Source organism: Pseudidiomarina piscicola (assembly GCF_902806985.1).
Classification (GTDB): Bacteria; Pseudomonadota; Gammaproteobacteria; order Enterobacterales; family Alteromonadaceae; genus Pseudidiomarina; species Pseudidiomarina piscicola.
Genome location: NZ_CADCXY010000003.1, coordinates 263,560 through 280,894, shown reverse-complemented (window position 1 = coordinate 280,894; position 17,335 = coordinate 263,560). Strand labels below are relative to the sequence as shown.

The following is a 17,335-nucleotide window of genomic DNA, read 5'->3' as shown; positions in this document are numbered from 1 at the left end:
CCGACCAACTCACCTGGCAATGGCGCTTCACCGAACACGATCTTGAGGCGCTTGTCGGCAGCAGCGACCCAAACGCCGCCCTAGCCGCCCTGCCACACTGGCTCACGCTTAGCACCGATGTAGCCGGCGCGGGAGCTGACGAGTCTGACCGAGCTGCGGAGTCTGACCGAGCTGCGGGGGCAACCTGCAAGCTCGAACCAAGCGGCGAAACCTACCGCGGCGTCTACGCCGGCGAACGCACCATCACCTTCACCGGCACCGCCCCGTGCGCCTACCGCCCCAACCTCAAGCACACCCCACACCTCATCCACCACCGCCTCCCCGACCACAAAATCCTCCGCCCAGAGGGGGCAGCCCTTACATTGTAAAGACGCTTCCAGCAGAGGGGGCAGCCCTTACATTGTAAAGGCAATTTCGCGGAGGGGGGCTGCCCCCCCTTAACATTTGCGATAGTAGGCACAACGCCAGCTGGTTATTTTTTGAACTTGCGCTATAACCAAAGGTGCGCGGTCGTCAATCACGACGGCCAGCAAGGAGTCAAAGATGAAACATGCATACATTTTTATCGCACTAGGTTTAGCGCTACCGCTAAGCGCAGCGGCACAAGACAAAGCAAAACCAGAGCCACCGGCAGCCGGCCAAGCAACCGCCGAGGCCGCAAAAGAAACGAGCGAGCAAGCCCGCGGAGCAAAGTTTGATGCCGGCAAGAAACTGGCTGATCAAGTGAAAGTTTCCGCTGGTCCGCCTGATCATCTCGATGATGATTCCGATGATGATGGGCTGTTAGACCTCGCGGAATCCGCCGCGCACGAATCAACGCACACAGTGCAACAAGCAGAGGGTACTAAAGCGGCCGAACGGAAACGACCAGGGCGCACCAAATACGGTGACATAACACTAGAGCGGTCAGCGGATGACACATCAACGCAAGATAACGAAGCGCAAGGCGAAAAACCTCAAGAAAAGCCAGCAGAGAAAGCTAAAACCGGCAAAAAGAAGGGTAATAACTAATAAAAATGGAGCTATGGGAACATAGCTCCATTCACTTCAACTCACTTATAACTCATACTGAACTCATAATTAACTCACATATGACTTAACACAGAATTCATAGCGAGCTAATAATGAGCTAATTAAAGACTCACAAATCACCCTGCTGTGACGATAGATTCAGTGCATTTCTCAGCATACGCGCTTCAGTGTAATCAATAACACCAGCATCGACTAAGCTATAGCTTACTTGACGCTCACACGAAGAAGGTCCTGAGTAGACTGGTTGGAACCAACCCCAAGGCGAACTTGGTGCCTCTTCTTCCTCAGCTTCACACGCCGCATAATGGTCCATAATCGAGCAACCGTCGGCATCAATATAGTTCGGCACTCCCGAATTAAACGGACCAAACATAGCGGTTTCGTCTAAAATAGATGCGCCACAAAGATCATCTGTATCTGCAATCCCGTCTTCGTCAGCATCCAGCCCAACATAGCGTAAGGTGTGAACATCTATGTCAATCCATGCCTCAGCAGAAAACTGGGTGTCTGGTGCTCGAATAATCAAAGTACTTTCATAGGAAAACGGTTCATTCGCAACTTCTTGGAACTGTGGGTAATTATCGAACGGCACGAATAACGGTGACTGTTGGTTGGCATCTAAATTAAAATAAGCCATAACTGTCGTATTATTCAACTGGTAATTAATCGTGTTATAGGAATAATTATCGTCGTAATCAAAGGAGCCTGAGAGATTCAGTTGCTGAGCACCATCGGGAAAGAAAAACGGTGTCGGTAAGCTAAAATCTATTGGGTTGCCCTGTGCGTCCATAAATTCATAAGTTACCTCAGCCAATGCGCCATCGTATCGAAAATAAGGAGGGCCCACTGTCGTGAAAGGAACTGTTGTGTCATAGGTGAAATTAACTTTAACGCTGGTGGCACCTGCGTCCGTTACATAGGATGGGGCCGAAGCAATATCGCCTATAAATTCACCTGAAAGGTCTTGCGATGCCGCCGACGAACTCATCATCGCTGCTGTTATAATTAGTATTGCCGTGCTTCTTTTAGACATAGTGACTACCCTACTAGTTGAGAAAATCGAAACTACAGAGTTTGTATAGGCCGGATTAAAGCATCCGGCAATATGTCGAAGCACATAGCGAGAGTGGGCCGAATTGATTAGCCCCTACTCAAATGCAATAGGGGCAAACAACTTAATTATCAAACGACACCGGGCGTGGCGAGCGATCTTTGCGACGCACCACAACTGTATTAGCCATTTTATCGTGCCAACCTTGCTTGCGACTATCAAAAGCCACCCAAATAAGTCCGAGCAAAAGTGGAATGCTCGAAACATAATAACCAACATAACGAAGAATAAGGCGGGAGGTTTTCACCTCATGGCCGGTATCTGCATCAACTATCTTCGCAGATATTGCCATCTTGCCAGGTGTTGCTTGGCGATAAACCCAAAATAAAATAATAGCAACCGCAGGGAAGATATAATTTATGACAAAGTCTAAGGGGTCAAGAATTAAGCTATCGGTATACCAGTAAGCATCCCCGTAGACGAAATGAATGATTGGGAAAGTCACCATGATCAACAGTAGCGAATCAATAATTGCCGCCCCAACGCGCGGCCAAAAGCCGACATATTCCAAGTTTTCATCGTGCATTTTAAGTTCCTTTTATAATTTTTCTTGAAGCTTTAATAATGACACAAACCAAACATAGGCTAAACATTCTATTTATTAAATATTAGTAACATCTTATTTGTTGCGGCCTACGAACCTCCCACCTAGAATGCGTGAACCTTGCCCTTTAGGCATTGCTTATTACCCATAAAAAAGGAAGTTATATGTTTCGTCTTTCAAAAGTCGCTGTAGTTTTGGCAACAACTTCAATGATGCTTTCTGCACCGGTTCTAGCCGCTGAAAGCAACGCTCCAAGTTTCGATAATGTTGGCCTTAGTTATGTCAAATTTGACGTTGCAGACGAGTCACTCGACGGATTCAAAGTAAACCTAGAAACGTCTTTTTCACCGAAAGTATTTCTTAGTGTTAATCACCTTGATGCCACTGACAGCTTCGTTGAAAACACAGGTAGCGCAGATGCCGCCTTTGAAATCTCTACCGAGCTTTCACACGCCAATTTAGGCTATAAGTTTTACGATACTGGCAGCACGGTCGGCTACATGGCGGCAGGTTTCTCTCGCTTCAGCGTCAGTAGCGAAGTATCACTTAGCGACAACAGCTTCGCCGATTCATACTCACAAAGCGAGTCAGGTTGGAACGCGCAAGTGGGCGTGCGCTCAGCTCTGACCGAACGTTTCGAAGTCGACGCAGCTTTGCGCCATATCGACATCGGTGCCGACGGCGACCAAGAATTCAGCGTCTCAGCCCGCTACTACTTTGAACCTCGCTTCAGCTTGTCCGCTGGTTATACCCGCATCGACGGCGACACGAGCTACACCACCATCGGCGCCAGCTACCACTTCTAAGCCACCACCGCGCACTTATCCAGAGGGGGCAGCCCTTACATTGTAAGGGCTGCCCCCTCTAAATCTTTACATTGTAAGGGCTGCCCCCTCTGGTTATTTCGGACAAGGGATGTAAGACATGCGGCGATAGCGCTATGCTATGCGAAGGAAGCTATGGAGCGAGAGAGGCGTATGTTAACCGAAGCACAGCTGAAAGAAGTGGCAGCGATTGCCCGCAAGGCGGGTGAGGCGATCATGGCGATTTACGATGCGCGCGATTTTGCCGAGCGCATTGCAGTACAGGCGAAGGGCGACAACAGTCCACTGACACAAGCTGACTTAACGGCACACGCTATCATCGAAGCTGAGCTAAAACAGCTAACCGATAAAGACCTCGCAAACCTGCCGCAACTCTCGGAAGAATCTGCCGTTATCAGCTGGCAAGAACGTAAGCAATGGACCACCTATTGGCTCATCGATCCGCTCGATGGCACCAAAGAATTTATTAAGCGCAACGGCGAGTTCACCGTCAACATTGCACTTATCCACAAGGGGCAGCCCCTCGCTGGGGTAGTTTACGCGCCAGCAACGCAAACCATGTACACCGCCGCCCAAGGCCTAGGCGCCTACAAAAATGGCGCACCGATACAAGCCCGGCAAGACGCCCACCCAAAGACCTTAAAAGTTGTCGGCTCGCGCTCACACCCGGCGCCGGACTTGCAGGCGTATCTCGACACCCTAGAGCAGCCCTACGAAATCGTCGCTATGGGCAGCTCATTGAAACTCTGCCTGGTCGCCGAAAGCAAAGCACACCTTTACCCGCGCTTCGGCCCCACCAGCGAATGGGACACCGCCGCTGCACACGCGATTGCCATAGCCGCAGGAGCCACCGTCACCACCACCGACGGCGAGCCGTTAACCTACAATCAAAAAGAATCGCTGCTGAACCCCTACTTCATCGCCAAGTGAAGCTCCCAAACGCTTACGCAGCACGGTCATAAGGGGGGGCTGCCCCTTGGGGATAACTTTACCCACAGGGGGCAGCCCCCTCTAAATCTTTACAATGTAAGGGCTGCCCCCCCCTCTTGATCTGAAGGCATTCGCCCAAAGGTACTACCCAGCAAACAAATTCACCGAAGCGAACAAAACAAGTGAGGTTCTAATGCGAGTAGCAGTAGTAGGAGCCAATGGCAAAATAGGTCAGCAGCTGGTCGAGCTGCTAAAAAATGATGCGGAACATGAGGCGGTGGCGCTGGTGCGCAAAGAAGCACAGCAAAAGCAGTGGCAAGAACAGGACGTGGAAGCGCGCCTGGCGGATCTGGAAGGCACGGTGGCGCAATTAGCCGATGCCCTCGCTGGCGTTGACGCCGTGGCCTTTACCGCAGGCTCAGGCGGTAACAGCGGCGACGACAAGACCTTGCTGGTCGACCTCGACGGTGCGATAAAAACCATGGAAGCGGCGCAAGCCCAGGGCATCAAGCGCTTTGTCATGCTCAGCGCATGGCAGGCCAACAACCGCGAGAACTGGGCCGACGAGCTCAAGCCCTACTACGCTGCCAAGCATTACGCCGATCGCGAATTGATGCGCAGCGAGTTAGACTGGACCATCGTGCGCCCCGGCGCCCTCACCGACGATAACGGCACCGGCCGCGTCGACATCGGCGAGCATCTGCCGCCTGGCAAGATCCCCCGCGAAGACGTCGCCCACGTACTCATGGGCTGCCTGACAACCGATGACATGATCGGTAAGGCGTTTGATGTGATGTCTGCTGATTAAGCGCGCGCAAAGCCGGTGGCCCGCGGTAATACGCGGGCTACTGATAGTTATTATCTCCCTCACCAGCTGCACCGCAGCGAAATCGATAAATTTCGTTTTGTATTATATTTTTCGCAAAAACCAGCCGCTTTGTATTAAATAATCCCCCAAAACCACACGTTGTATGCAATAATTCCCGATAGACACTGCAAGTATTAAAAAATTCGCCACGACGGAGGTCGTATGAGTCGATTATATTTTGCATCAAGCACGGCTGAATCAAAGGCGTTCTCTAAGAAGTTCGCAGCGGGAAAGTTAAAACGTATTCGCGCGGGAATTTATACCGATGCATCGTATGCCGAGATTGATGAGTTAGTATTATCGAACTGGGCTAACGTGGTGCATTTTCTGTATCCAGAAGCCGTGGCGACGCATATTACAGCGGAGAAATTAAAACCTTTGAACGGTGTAGTTTATGTCACGGTTAATTTGAAAGTGCGCAAAACCTTAAAAGTAACCGACAGCTTGCTGATCCATTGTTTACCCGGAAATATTGATGTTTTAACTGAGCGATTTATTCCGGAGTTAAAGCGCAGTGCAACACCGCGTCTGCTATTGGAAAATCTACAAATTGCTCATCAGAATAAACAGCTGGTGAAATCGCTCGGGAAGGAGTGGGTAGAAGAAAAACTTTGTTCTCTTTTGAACCGTTATGGCGAGGATGAATTAAACAGGATCCGTGACGAGGCGTCTGCGCATGCTGAATTATTGGATATGGGGCGTGAAGCGCGCATTTTAGATAGATTAGTGGGTAGCATTCTGGCAACAAAGCCAGTGCGCAATCTGGAAAATAACCGTGCAATTGCACGAGCGAAGAAAACACCATTTGATGCTCAACCCGTCGAGTTGTTCGAGGGGCTGGCAACTTACCTAAAACGGTGTGAATTTATTGAGCACCCCTATGTTTATAATGCATCGAACTGGCGTAACTTATCATTCTATGAAAGCTATTTTTCAAACTACATTGAAGGCACTGAGTTTGAAATTGAAGAAGCGGAAAAGATTGTCTTTGAGAAAGTCACGATAAATGACAGGCTCCAAGATAGTCATGATGTTTTGTCAGTTTTTAATGTGGTCAGCGACTACACAGAAATGTCGGCCGTGCCGGAAAATCCTGACGACTTATTAAACTTATTAGTCAACCGCCATGAAATCATCATGCATGAGCGGCCTGATAAACACCCCGGAACTCTAAAGCAAACGGCGAATAAAGCAGGCGATAGTATGTTTGTGCTGCCGGACCATGTTGAAGGCACATTGTCGCAATCGTTTCAATTGTATCTGTCATTGCCACCAGGGTTAGCCAGAGCGGTGTTTATGCAGTTTTTAGTGGCAGAAGTGCATCCATTTGACGATGGTAATGGTCGCTTATCCCGGATCATGATGAATACTGAGCTGGTGGCCAGTGAATTGCACAAAGTCATTGTGCCGACTGTACATAGAGAGAGTTATTTAAATGGGTTAATGCAAGCCACGAGAATGGGTAAATTTAGAACCTTGGCGAAAGTCTATGCGGATTTGCACGCCTATACCGCAAATTTACCTTGGGATGATTATGGTGAGACGAAAGCCATGTTGCAGGCCAATATGGCGGACAAGTTGCCTGAACAGGGCGTCGCAACATTCAACCGTGAACTGGTGAAACATAGAATCATACTGCCAGCCGGCTGATAACGGAGTTTTATACTTATCATTGCTCCGATTTTTCGGGGGATTACACATAACGCACTTTATTTTTTCAGCAGCGCTCCGCGCACCAGATATTGCAGCACCGCCACCAGCAAGATAATACCGGCAACGATATTCGCGAACCCACTAATCAATTCGAACATTGGCTGCAAGGTATCGGCGGTGATCGTGCCTGACGCCGATTCGTCGGGTGTTACAAATAGCTCAAAAAAGAAACCAGCGGCCCAGATGGCGACCGCCAATAGCACACCGGACAAAAGCGCTTCCGCCGGTGGCTTGTTCATCATTAGCGTCAGAAGATCTTTGTTACGTCGTGCCATGCGCCTAACCTCGAAAAAATAAAAGCGGTACCTGCAAAAAGTAATTTGATACCTTTCGCGCTCCAGCAAAATAATCTCACACATTTGACATCGTCTAAACATAATATTAAAACTATGCCCAACATTAAAAGGAGTTCATAGTGTATAGACCAAGGGAAGTCGATCAAGCCGTTATTGCAATCTGGATCACGCTGGGGTTATCAGTCGCTGCGGCAATTGTAAGTAAGTGGATGAGCTACACTTCGGCGGGCGATTTCATTTTTACCATTTCAGTATACGGGCTATTTTGCCTATTACCGTTCCATATTAATCGCGGTAGCAATGTAGCCCGGTGGATCTATTCGGTCCTCGCAGCGTTCAGCATCGTCTTACTTTTAGGTCTAGGACTTTCCAGCCTCAGTCCTCCGGATGCTATTGTTTCAGTAATTATGGTTCCAATCGAAATATTTGCTGTCGTGCGACTATTTCAACCAACTTCAGCGGACTATTTTGACCAATCGACATCCCCAACGTGACTTATGCGGCCGCCCTATGCAACGTCGACAAGGAAAGTATGGCGAGTTTTGGGGCTGCTCAGGCTATGGCATACAAAGTGACCGGTGCCGTAATACCCGGCGCATCGCGTAAACCAAAAAACCAGAGGGGGCTGCCCTTACAATGTAAGGGCAGCCCCCTCTAAATCTTTACATTGTAAGGGCTGCCCCCTCTGGGGTGGGTTACACCCCGAGGGAGACGGCGTAGCTGAGCATGAGGGTGGCAAGGCCAATGAACACGAGGCATAAGGGGAGAATGAACTTTGCCCATTGTGTCCATGGCACTTGCGCTGTAGCTAGGTAGGCCAACAAGGTGCCCGAGGTAGGGGTGATCATGTTGGTGATGCCGTTGCCGAATAAAAAGGCCAGCACGGTGGTTTGTGGGCCGACGCCGGCAAGCTGGCCGAGCGGGCCGAGAATTGGCATCGACACCGCTGCTTGGCCCGAAGTTGACGGCACCATGAAGTCTAACGCGAGCTGCGACACTAACATGCCCTGCGCCGCTAACCAGGAGTTGTCGTCACCGACCAAGCTGGTGAGGCCGAAAATCACACTGTCGAGGATCTGCCCGCGCTCTAAGGTCACCGCAATGGCAAATGCGACGCCAATCAAAAAGCTTGCGAGCAGAATTTTCTTCATGCCAGAGACAAAGGCATCAGCCGCACCGCTAAGCCCTAAACCACTCATAAAGGCCAGCACCACGCTCAAAAACAGATAAAAAGCAGTCAGTTGCTCTTTGTTCCACTGCCAAGTGTTCGAGGCATACACTAAGAACCCGATACCACTGAGCAATACCAGCCACATCAGTCGATGCCGCCACGACAAAGGCTTCGCATCAAAACTCACTACCGTATGGTCGCGCACCGTATGGGTTTTACTGTAGCGACGAATCACTAACAACATAAAACCGATACCAACCAAGGTGTAAATCATGAAAAATACAAAACGTAGCCCAGCACCGCTAAAAATCGGTACACCGACCAAAGGTTGAGCGATGGTCAAGGGCAATGGGTTGGTTACCGAACTCAAATAACCGGCTTTCACCGCCACGGTAACAATGCCCAGCCCAATCAAGCGGGTCATGCCAAGTCGCTCCGCCATTGCCACCATTAACGGAATAATCAACAGATATTCCGACGCTAGCCCTAAAAACGTACTGCCCGCCGCAAACACCAGCATTAACGCGGGCACCAGCACATAGACATTGCCACGCACCGAACTCAGCAACCGCTCAAGCCCGGCGTCAACAGCCCCCGTTTGCTTGACGATACCAAACATACCGCCAATCACCAGTACCATAAAAATCAGCCCGGCACCGCGTTCTAAGCCCTCTGGAATTGCTAAGAACAATTCGCTAAGGCTGACCGGCGCGGCACCCTCTTCCACCGGCGAAACACGCCAAAGGTGCGAAGGACTGGCGTCTTTGTCGAGCACTGAGTAACTGCCGGGTACAACCAGCCGTCCGTCTCGTTCATAGCTACCCGAGTCGACCAAATAGGTAAGTACGCCGGCCAACAATAAGATGCCCAGCAGCACCACGAGCGGGTTACGTGTGCGTGTTGATGTACTCAAGAATGGCCTCCGTTACTAGACTAAGCTGCTGTTGCAACTCAACAAACTTCGCTGACTTCTCAAAACTGGCTTCGTGCATGTAAAGGGCACGGTTAAGCTCAATTTGAATGCTATGCACACCCAGTTTAGGTGCGCCGTAGTTACGTACAATATGACCGCCTTGGTACGGATCATTGGCCGCCGCACGAAAACCTAAGCGTTCGAACTGCGCCACCACCATCGCGGTAAATTCCGGCGCCGCAGTGGTACCACAGCCATCGCTAACAACGACGTCTGGGCGCGCGGCTCCGGCGTCGATATTCATTGCGTTGCCCGTCGACTTCATCGAATGACAATCGATATGCCACACGGCACCAAATTCATCGCGCAGGTTACGCAAGCGCTGGGCAAGTGCTTGATGGTACGGCTCATAATAGGTCGCGATGCGTTGACGCACATCATCGACCGTTAACAACTCCGAATACATCGGCACTTGCGGTAGGGCAAAGCGGCGTATTAAGCCCATACCTCGTGCGCTGTAGGGCGTCGGCTGTAGTGCATAGGGCCAGTTTTCTGCCAGCAACGCCTCATCAATGTCTGAGGCAGCGCGATTAGGATCAATGAACATTCGCGAGAAATTAGCGGCCAACAAGGTGGCGCCCTCGCCGACGCTGGGCAACCACAACTCATCCACAAACGCGTCCCAGCCCGTTTTTAACTGCGTGTCTGATGCAGCCAGTGCCGGATGCGGCGGAAACCAACAACTACTGTGCGGCGAGTCGATCACTAACGGTTGCACCCGCCCCGCGAGGGGCAAGTGCATAGTGTAAGCTTTCTCGTAAGGCACAAACAGCTCCTTAGAAGTTGTAGGTTAACTGGGTGTAGTAAAAACGGCCAATGGCATTGTAGGTATTGATATCAAAGTTGATATTCAAATTTGTCCGACTTGCCGGTGGCTGTTTGTCACCAATATTGTTCACCCCAAACTTCGCTCGTAAGCCATTGTCAAACTCATAACCGGCTGACGCTGAGTGATATACCACCGTACCGATGCTGCGCTCGTCGCCCGCAAATGTTTCCGTGGTATCACCGATGTGTCGCAGACTATAAGTTGCTGACCAATCGTTGCGCTGCCACTGTAATTGGAAGTTACTGCGTAACTCAGGGAAAGCTTCCCGCGAACGAGCGATCCCGACTAGATCTTCGGTACGCGTTGAACCATCAGCCAAGGTGCTTACTTCTTCGAACTCGTTCAAATAAGACACGTTTAACATCATGTCGAAACGACCGTACTGGTTATCGAAACGATAGTTGGCAAGCAAATCAAAGCCGCTGGTGGTGGTGCTGTTTAAGTTGACTGGCCCATCGACAATGTTCACCAACTCGCCATTACCATTACGCGTGATCACGCCACAGTTGCGGCCAGTATTGGCACATAAGTTCAACAGGTTCTGGGCACCAAAAGTGCTAATGGTGTCGACCACTTCAATGTCGTAGTAGTCGAGGCTTAAGTTGAAACCGTCAATGGCTTCAGGCGTCCACACCATACCGATATTGAAGTTGTCTGAGGTCTCTGGCTGTAAGTCGGGGTTGCCGCCCACGGTTACCGGCTCTTGGGTGTCGGTTTGGGTGTAGCTGCTAGGCACGCCCTGACAACCTGGCAGGCTGGTATTACCTGAACATGGGTCATTCACAGGCGCAAAGGTTGCCCGTTGCCCTTCGAATAGTTCCAGAATACTCGGTGCCCGGAAACCTTCAGCCCAGTTGCTACGGAACATGACATCGTCGTTCACACGCCACAACACGCCCACTTTGGTGTTGGTGGTGCTACCGAAGGTCGAATAATCACTGAAGCGCGCGGCAAGGTTAAGCTCAAGGTCTTGCGCCATGGCAGCATTAGTTAATAGCGGCACGGTAGCCTCAACATACCCTTCATACAAGTCGTACTCACCACTGGTGCCCTCACGAGGCGACGAGCTGGTGGCACGATAATTGTTCAACCGTGGATCGGCACTAATACGTGGGTCAGGGTTATCAAAACCTTCTTCTTTACGATACTCAAGACCCGTCGCAACTAAGATCTCGCCGGCGTCTAATTGCGCCACCGGACCACTAAAGTTAATTCGAGCGTGGGTTTGACGCGACTCATTACTGTCTTGCCCTTGGAAACGAATATAATCGGTCATTTGCGTGGTGAGTGGGTTAAACAAGTTCACCGGCGTACAGCCTGCGGCAAGGTCGCTCACATCAACGCTAATGCCCGTGGTATCACACGCCCGCAAGCCAAGTGCTAAGCGGTCTAAGTCAAGTTGGTTATTACTCACAAACTCAGCTTTGTTGCGTGCATAGCTGGCGAACGCGTCCCATGTCCACGTGGCGCCAAGATAGCCGTCAAAGCCAATACCGAGCCGCATGGTGTCGACGTCTTGTTGGTTCACCCGCGGTCCTACTTCATCAAAGAAGTTAAAGACACGGAAATCGCTGCCCGAAAACTCCACGCCGAATGGGTTCACCCGCGGGTCGTCGGCGATCATAAAGCCACGGCTACCACGAATCACTGGCGGCGCGGGGCTAAACTGCTGGTTCGACTTACGGTTGTTATAGAGCGCTTCAATACGCATGGTGACGTCAGTAAACGGCTGTACCCATTGGGCATACACAGAGCTACGCTCGAGCGGCCCCACTACATAGTTGTTGTCCCAACGATTGTAACGATCGTCACCGTTGGCGGCACGCCAGTTATCAGGATCACTGCCATCGGCAGCTGGGTTGCGGGTAATACCGTCCGACTCATAAAAAGGCAAATAGCCCAGGTTGTCTTCGCGGAAAATGCCTTCGGTTGTGCCCGTTGCTAGGCCATTCAGCGGAATGCGGGTAAGTTCGCGATCTTGGCTGTAAATCGGCTTTTGGTCGGCAAAGCTTAGCGCCACCATTAAGTTGCTTGAACCAAAGTCGGTACCATGCAAGAAATCAAAGTTTACTGACTCGCGGTCGCCCTCGCTGGCTTGGCCATAATAAACCTTGGCTTGGCTACCCACGTAGTCTTTGTAAGTTTGAATGTTTACCACACCGGCAATGGCGTCTGCGCCATAAATAGCCGTGGCACCGTCTTGCAGCACCTCAACGCTTTTCACAATTGCGCTTGGAATAGTGTTCAAGTCGACAAAATCACGAAAACCACGGGTACCGGCACCGTTCACCCAACGGTTACCGTTGACCAATACCAGCGCGCGGTTCTCGCCTAAGTTACGCAGGTTAATCGTGCTCGAGCCATGGGACGTACCTGCCGAGCCGTTACCGTTTAAGCTTGCGCCAACAGATGGTAGCTCTTGCAAAATTTCACCGAGCGTTAACGCACCACGAATTTCTAAGTCGTCTTGGTCAACCACCTGAATCGGCGCACCAGACTCTTCACGGCGCGCGATACGCGAGCCCGTGACAGTGATTTTCTCTTGTGCTTGCGGCTGGTCACCTTCTGCGTTTGCTTGTTGCTGGTTGTCTTGTGCGTTTTGAGCATAAACAGGCGCGCCACTGAGCGCCGCCGAGATTGCAATAGCAATACTACTTACCGCAAGGGTATTTGCCATGCGCGACTTCATAAAACATGACTTCTTGAAAATAGACTGGTTCATGATGCGTCTCCGCAGTTAATTATAAGTTAATTATTAAACGTCGCGGGCAAGCTATCAGAGACTGAAATGCCTATGCAATCTTATTTGATTATGTGATTAGGGTATGCGCTTTTGTTATTCGAACTCACGTCGTAGTGCGCTTTGGCAATGGCTCATAAAGCTTTGAGTGAGCAGCGACATAGGCGCATGCTTTGAGGTAATAAAGCCATATTCAATAGGTATTGCAGGGGTGAACGGGCGCAATACCAACTGCTCATCAAGGTACTGCTGCGCCAAGGCGCCATTCACAATCGCGACACCTAAACCGCGCTTGGCAAACGCACAAGCGGTGGCCACATTGTGGGTGTCAATTTTCGGCCGCAAGGCTAAATTATGCTCGCGAAACGCCTGCTCAATTTGGCCGCGCGAAACACGGCCTTTACCTAACAGAATCAACTGCTGCTGCGCGAGATCGCTCGGGCTTAGCTGCTGTTGCTGGGCTAAGGGGTGGTCTTGATTCAGCGCACACATCATGCGGCTTTCGAACAGCGGCAAGGCATTGAGGCCAGGGTGGCGCTCGGGTAATTGAATAAAACCGCAATCAAAAGCGCGGTGAGCCACCAGTTCACGCGTGGAGTCTGGGCTACGTGAGTCAAGGTTAATGGTGACGTTTGGGTGCTGCCCCATGAAGTCGGCGACCACATCGGCCAACAGCCCCGCCACAAAACTCACCGGCGCCACTACTTTCAGTGAACCAATGCTGGTGTTTTTAATGTTGTGCGCCAACTGCGCTAAACGCTCAACACTGCCCAAAGTAACATCCGCTTCATTGCTGAGCGCTTGTGCTTCTTCGGTGGGTATTAGGCGGCCATGCTCACGGTGAAACAGCGGAAAGCCGACGAAGGCCTCAAAACTTGCCAGCAACCGACTCACCGCCGGCTGCGTCAACTCAAGATGCGCCGCCGCGGCAGTGGTCGAGCCCGTACGCATGACAGTATGAAAGGCCTCAAGCGCCTTCAGGCTTAACTTTTTCATTGCCGCAACCTACCCACTCACCTTCGTTGCCCCGAGTATACCGCAGTTAACCAGAGGGGGCAGCCCCTACAATGTAAGGGCTGCCCCCTCTAAATCTTTACATTGTAAGGGCTGCCCCCTCTGGATAACTTTGTGGATAAGTGGCACCAAGCGGGCGGCGGAGCGGTGCGGGTTGCCGCGGCACGCGGCAGGGGCTACAATCGGGGTCGATTATAAGCACACACCAGAGAGCCGGACATGAGCGCGAAGCTGACCCACCTGCAGCTACTTGAAGCCGAAGCTATCCATATAATGCGAGAAGTAGTGGCGGAGTTTGATAAGCCGGTGCTGCTGTACTCCGTCGGCAAAGACAGCTCCGTGCTGCTGCATCTGGCGCGCAAAGCCTTTGCGCCGCACCCGTTGCCCTTCCCGCTGATGCACGTCGACACCACCTGGAAGTTCAAAGAAATGATCGCGTTTCGCGACAAAATGGCCGCAAAGCATCAATTCAAGCTGATCACCTACACCAACCCCGAAGGCGTCGAACAAAACATCGGACCTTTTAGCCACGGCAGCAACATTCACACCGACGTGATGAAAACCCAGGCGCTGAGACAAGCCCTGAACCAACATCAGTTCGACGCCGTGTTCGGTGGTGCGCGCCGCGATGAAGAAAAGTCGCGCGCCAAAGAGCGTATTTTCAGCTTCCGCGACAGCAATCATCGCTGGGACCCAAAACAACAGCGCCCCGAGCTATGGAACATCTACAACACACGCATCCACAACCACGAAAGCATCCGCGTGTTCCCCCTTAGCAACTGGACAGAACTCGATATCTGGCAATACATCTATCAAGAACAGATCGAGATCCCAAGCCTTTATTTCGCCGCCAAACGCCCAGTAGTAGAGCGCGACGGCAGCTTGATCATGGTCGACGACGAGCGTATGCCGCTCCACCCCAACGAGCAGCCGCAGTATAAAATGGTGCGCTTTCGTACCCTCGGCTGCTACCCATTAACCGGGGCCATCGAATCGCAAGCCACTACCTTGCCAGAGATCATCCAAGAAATGCTGCTGACCACCACATCGGAGCGTCAAGGCCGCGTGATCGACCGCGATAGCGCCGGCTCAATGGAAAAGAAAAAGATGGAGGGGTACTTCTAAAGTACTGAACGCCACAGGTGAGTCATAAATCCAGCTTAATCGAAACAGACATTCTGAAGTACCTAGCGCAGCACGAGAACAAAGAGCTGCTTAGGTTCATTACCTGCGGCAGCGTCGACGACGGTAAAAGCACCCTTATTGGCCGTCTGTTGCACGACAGCCAGTTGATCTATGACGACCAGCTCGATGCCATCACCGCCAACGACACCGTCGACTTAGCGCAACTGGTCGACGGCCTGCAATCGGAGCGCGAGCAAGGCATTACCATTGACGTCGCCTATCGTTATTTCAGCACCGACAAGCGCAAATTCATCATTGCCGACACCCCAGGGCACGAACAATACACCCGCAATATGGCCACCGGCGCCAGCACCAGCGATTTAGCCGTGATTTTGATCGACGCCGAACAAGGCGTCCAAACCCAAACCAAGCGCCATAGCTTTATTGTGAGCTTACTGGGCATCAAGCACGTCATTGTCGCCGTGAACAAAATGGACCGCGTGAACTACCAGCAAAGCACCTATAAAGCCATCCAAGACGACTATCTTAAGCTGGCCGGCCTGCTTGATATTCCCGACATTCACTTTGTGCCGATTTCAGCGCTGAATGGCGACAATGTGGTGCACCGCAGCACCAACACCCCATGGTTTCGTGGGCGCACCTTAATGCAGTACCTTGAAACCTTAAAAATTCAGCGCCCCAAAGATCAACACTTTCGCTTCCCCGTACAACTGGTACAGCGCCCACAACAACAGCCAAGCGAACAGCAACGCAAACGCGGTTATGCCGGCAGTATAGCCTCGGGCACCCTGCGCGTCGGCGATACCATAAGGGTACTGCCTTCAGGGAAAGTCAGCACCGTGACCGAGATCAACACCTTCGACGGCGCACTTGAACAGGCACAAGCGCCGCAAGCGGTAACGCTAAGCCTGAACGACGAGCTAGATATCAGTCGTGGTGACATGATCGTCGAGAAAGACGCCCTGCCCTACACCAGTTCGCGGCTACGTGCCAAAGTGGTGTGGCTGCACGAACAGGCGCTGGAGCCCCAGCGCGACTACCTGTTAAAAATGGGCACGCAAAGTGCCACCGCGCACTGCGAACAGGTACGCTATGGCATCGACATCAACACCCTGCAAGAAGTGGACGCCGACCATTTAGGCCTTAACGAGATTGGTCTGTTAGATATTCGGGCGCAGCGCCCCTTGGTGTTCGACGGCTACAAGCACAATCGGGCCACCGGTAGCTTTATTTTGATCGACAAGCTCAGCAACGCCACGGTGGCGGCGGGCATGATTGAGAAGCCATTGGCCGAACATGCGCCTAACACCCAAGCGAAACGCGGACCGGTGACCTGGCAAAGCCATAAAGTGAGCCAGCAGCAACGCGCGGCGCTTAAAGATCAAAAGCCGGTGATTCTGTGGTTTACGGGATTATCGGGGGCGGGAAAATCGGCGATTGCCAATGCGGTGGAAGAGCGCCTGCATACGCTACAAAAACATACGTATTTGCTCGACGGCGACAATATCCGTCATGGGTTAAATCAGGGTTTGGGCTTTAATGATGCGGACCGCATCGAGAATATTCGTAGAATTGGCGAGGTGGCGAAGCTGTTTGTCGACGCCGGATTAATTGTGCTGTCGGCCTTTATTTCACCGCTGCGCAGCAATCGCGAGCAAGTGCGACAAATGGTCAACGCCGACCAGTTTATTGAAGTGTTTGTCGACACGCCCCTAGAGGTATGTGAGCAGCGCGACCCGAAAGGCCTGTATGCCAAAGCCAGACAAGGCGAGATCGCGCATTTCACGGGTATTAGCTCGCCGTATGAAGCTCCGGTAAAACCAGAGCTTCGGCTAAACACTCAGCAGCTAAGTGTCGATGAAGCCGCTGAGGTGGTGGTTGGGTATTTGCGGGAGAGGGGGTGTTTGTAGCTGGTTTTTTAACAAAAGCAGCTACCAACCAGACTTTTACGACCTATAACCATCAGGATTCTGCGATTGCCAGCGCCACGTATCGCGCAGCATGTCGGTGAGCGTGAGCGAGGCGCGCCAGCCGTCCCTTTTTCTAACATTTGGCCTTTCAACTAAAATCGTAGTGAACGAGCTAGCAATCAATTCGCTAAAATCCAAAACGCTTCGTTACCAAGATGTTCAAGCCTTTAATGC

The 17,335-nt window shown here is 51.6% G+C and carries 15 protein-coding genes; 7 read left to right on the top strand and 8 right to left on the bottom strand.

Going from position 1 to position 17,335, the window contains the following annotated elements; translation table 11 throughout:
- Positions 1-80: 80 nt before the first annotated feature.
- Positions 81-311, bottom strand: a complete 231-nt coding sequence (locus PSI9734_RS08240; protein WP_173920630.1) for a hypothetical protein — start codon at positions 309-311, stop codon at positions 81-83.
- Positions 312-543: 232 nt separating this feature from the next.
- On the opposite strand from PSI9734_RS08240, the gene PSI9734_RS08235 reads away from it, so the two are divergent.
- Positions 544-1,011, top strand: coding sequence for a hypothetical protein (locus tag PSI9734_RS08235; protein WP_173920629.1), 468 nt, complete (start codon positions 544-546; stop codon positions 1,009-1,011).
- A gap of 130 nt (positions 1,012-1,141) precedes the next feature.
- Here the strand turns inward: PSI9734_RS08235 and PSI9734_RS08230 are convergent, their stop codons facing one another.
- Positions 1,142-2,065 (bottom strand): hypothetical protein, encoded by a 924-nt coding sequence (locus tag PSI9734_RS08230; protein ID WP_173920628.1) that lies wholly within the window; start codon positions 2,063-2,065, stop codon positions 1,142-1,144.
- 142 nt (positions 2,066-2,207) lie between these two features.
- Positions 2,208-2,669, bottom strand: coding sequence for an RDD family protein (locus PSI9734_RS08225; RefSeq protein WP_173920627.1), 462 nt, complete (start codon positions 2,667-2,669; stop codon positions 2,208-2,210).
- A gap of 182 nt (positions 2,670-2,851) precedes the next feature.
- On the opposite strand from PSI9734_RS08225, the gene PSI9734_RS08220 reads away from it, so the two are divergent.
- The 4 genes from PSI9734_RS08220 (at position 2,852) to PSI9734_RS08205 (ending at position 6,959) form a co-directional block, all read left to right on the top strand.
- On the top strand, positions 2,852-3,493 hold the full coding sequence (locus tag PSI9734_RS08220) for an outer membrane beta-barrel protein (RefSeq protein WP_173920626.1): 642 nt from the start codon (positions 2,852-2,854) through the stop codon (positions 3,491-3,493).
- A gap of 171 nt (positions 3,494-3,664) precedes the next feature.
- Positions 3,665-4,441 (top strand): 3'(2'),5'-bisphosphate nucleotidase CysQ, encoded by a 777-nt coding sequence (gene cysQ / locus PSI9734_RS08215; RefSeq protein ID WP_173920625.1) that lies wholly within the window; start codon positions 3,665-3,667, stop codon positions 4,439-4,441.
- A 193-nt stretch (positions 4,442-4,634) separates the two neighbouring features.
- Positions 4,635-5,249: an SDR family oxidoreductase gene (locus PSI9734_RS08210; protein ID WP_173920624.1), complete on the top strand. Its 615-nt coding sequence runs from the start codon at positions 4,635-4,637 to the stop codon at positions 5,247-5,249.
- Between the two features lie 222 nt (positions 5,250-5,471).
- A complete protein-coding gene (locus PSI9734_RS08205) occupies positions 5,472-6,959 on the top strand; it encodes a Fic family protein (RefSeq protein WP_173920623.1) in 1,488 nt (495 codons plus the stop codon).
- 59 nt (positions 6,960-7,018) lie between these two features.
- Here the strand turns inward: PSI9734_RS08205 and PSI9734_RS08200 are convergent, their stop codons facing one another.
- The 5 genes from PSI9734_RS08200 to PSI9734_RS08175 form a co-directional block, all read right to left on the bottom strand.
- Positions 7,019-7,297, bottom strand: coding sequence for a hypothetical protein (locus PSI9734_RS08200; RefSeq protein WP_173920622.1), 279 nt, complete (start codon positions 7,295-7,297; stop codon positions 7,019-7,021).
- Between the two features lie 716 nt (positions 7,298-8,013).
- The gene (locus PSI9734_RS08190) at positions 8,014-9,402 is read right to left on the bottom strand and encodes a YfcC family protein (protein WP_173920620.1); all 1,389 of its coding nucleotides are present in this window, start codon (positions 9,400-9,402) and stop codon (positions 8,014-8,016) included.
- On the bottom strand, positions 9,377-10,228 hold the full coding sequence (locus PSI9734_RS08185) for an N-formylglutamate amidohydrolase (RefSeq protein WP_173920619.1): 852 nt from the start codon (positions 10,226-10,228) through the stop codon (positions 9,377-9,379). The genes PSI9734_RS08190 and PSI9734_RS08185 overlap by 26 nt, the downstream gene beginning before the upstream one ends.
- 10 nt (positions 10,229-10,238) lie before the next feature.
- Entirely contained in the window at positions 10,239-13,013 is a 2,775-nt protein-coding gene (locus PSI9734_RS08180; protein WP_246194829.1) for a TonB-dependent receptor, read from the bottom strand.
- Between the two features lie 114 nt (positions 13,014-13,127).
- Positions 13,128-14,027, bottom strand: a complete 900-nt coding sequence (locus PSI9734_RS08175; RefSeq protein ID WP_173920618.1) for a LysR family transcriptional regulator — start codon at positions 14,025-14,027, stop codon at positions 13,128-13,130.
- A 237-nt stretch (positions 14,028-14,264) separates the two neighbouring features.
- Between PSI9734_RS08175 and cysD the strand changes: the two genes are divergently transcribed.
- Positions 14,265-15,170, top strand: a complete 906-nt coding sequence (gene cysD / locus PSI9734_RS08170) for a sulfate adenylyltransferase subunit CysD (protein WP_173920617.1) — start codon at positions 14,265-14,267, stop codon at positions 15,168-15,170.
- 17 nt (positions 15,171-15,187) lie between these two features.
- Entirely contained in the window at positions 15,188-17,101 is a 1,914-nt protein-coding gene (gene cysN / locus PSI9734_RS08165; RefSeq protein WP_173920616.1) for a sulfate adenylyltransferase subunit CysN, read from the top strand.
- Positions 17,102-17,335 lie beyond the last annotated feature (234 nt).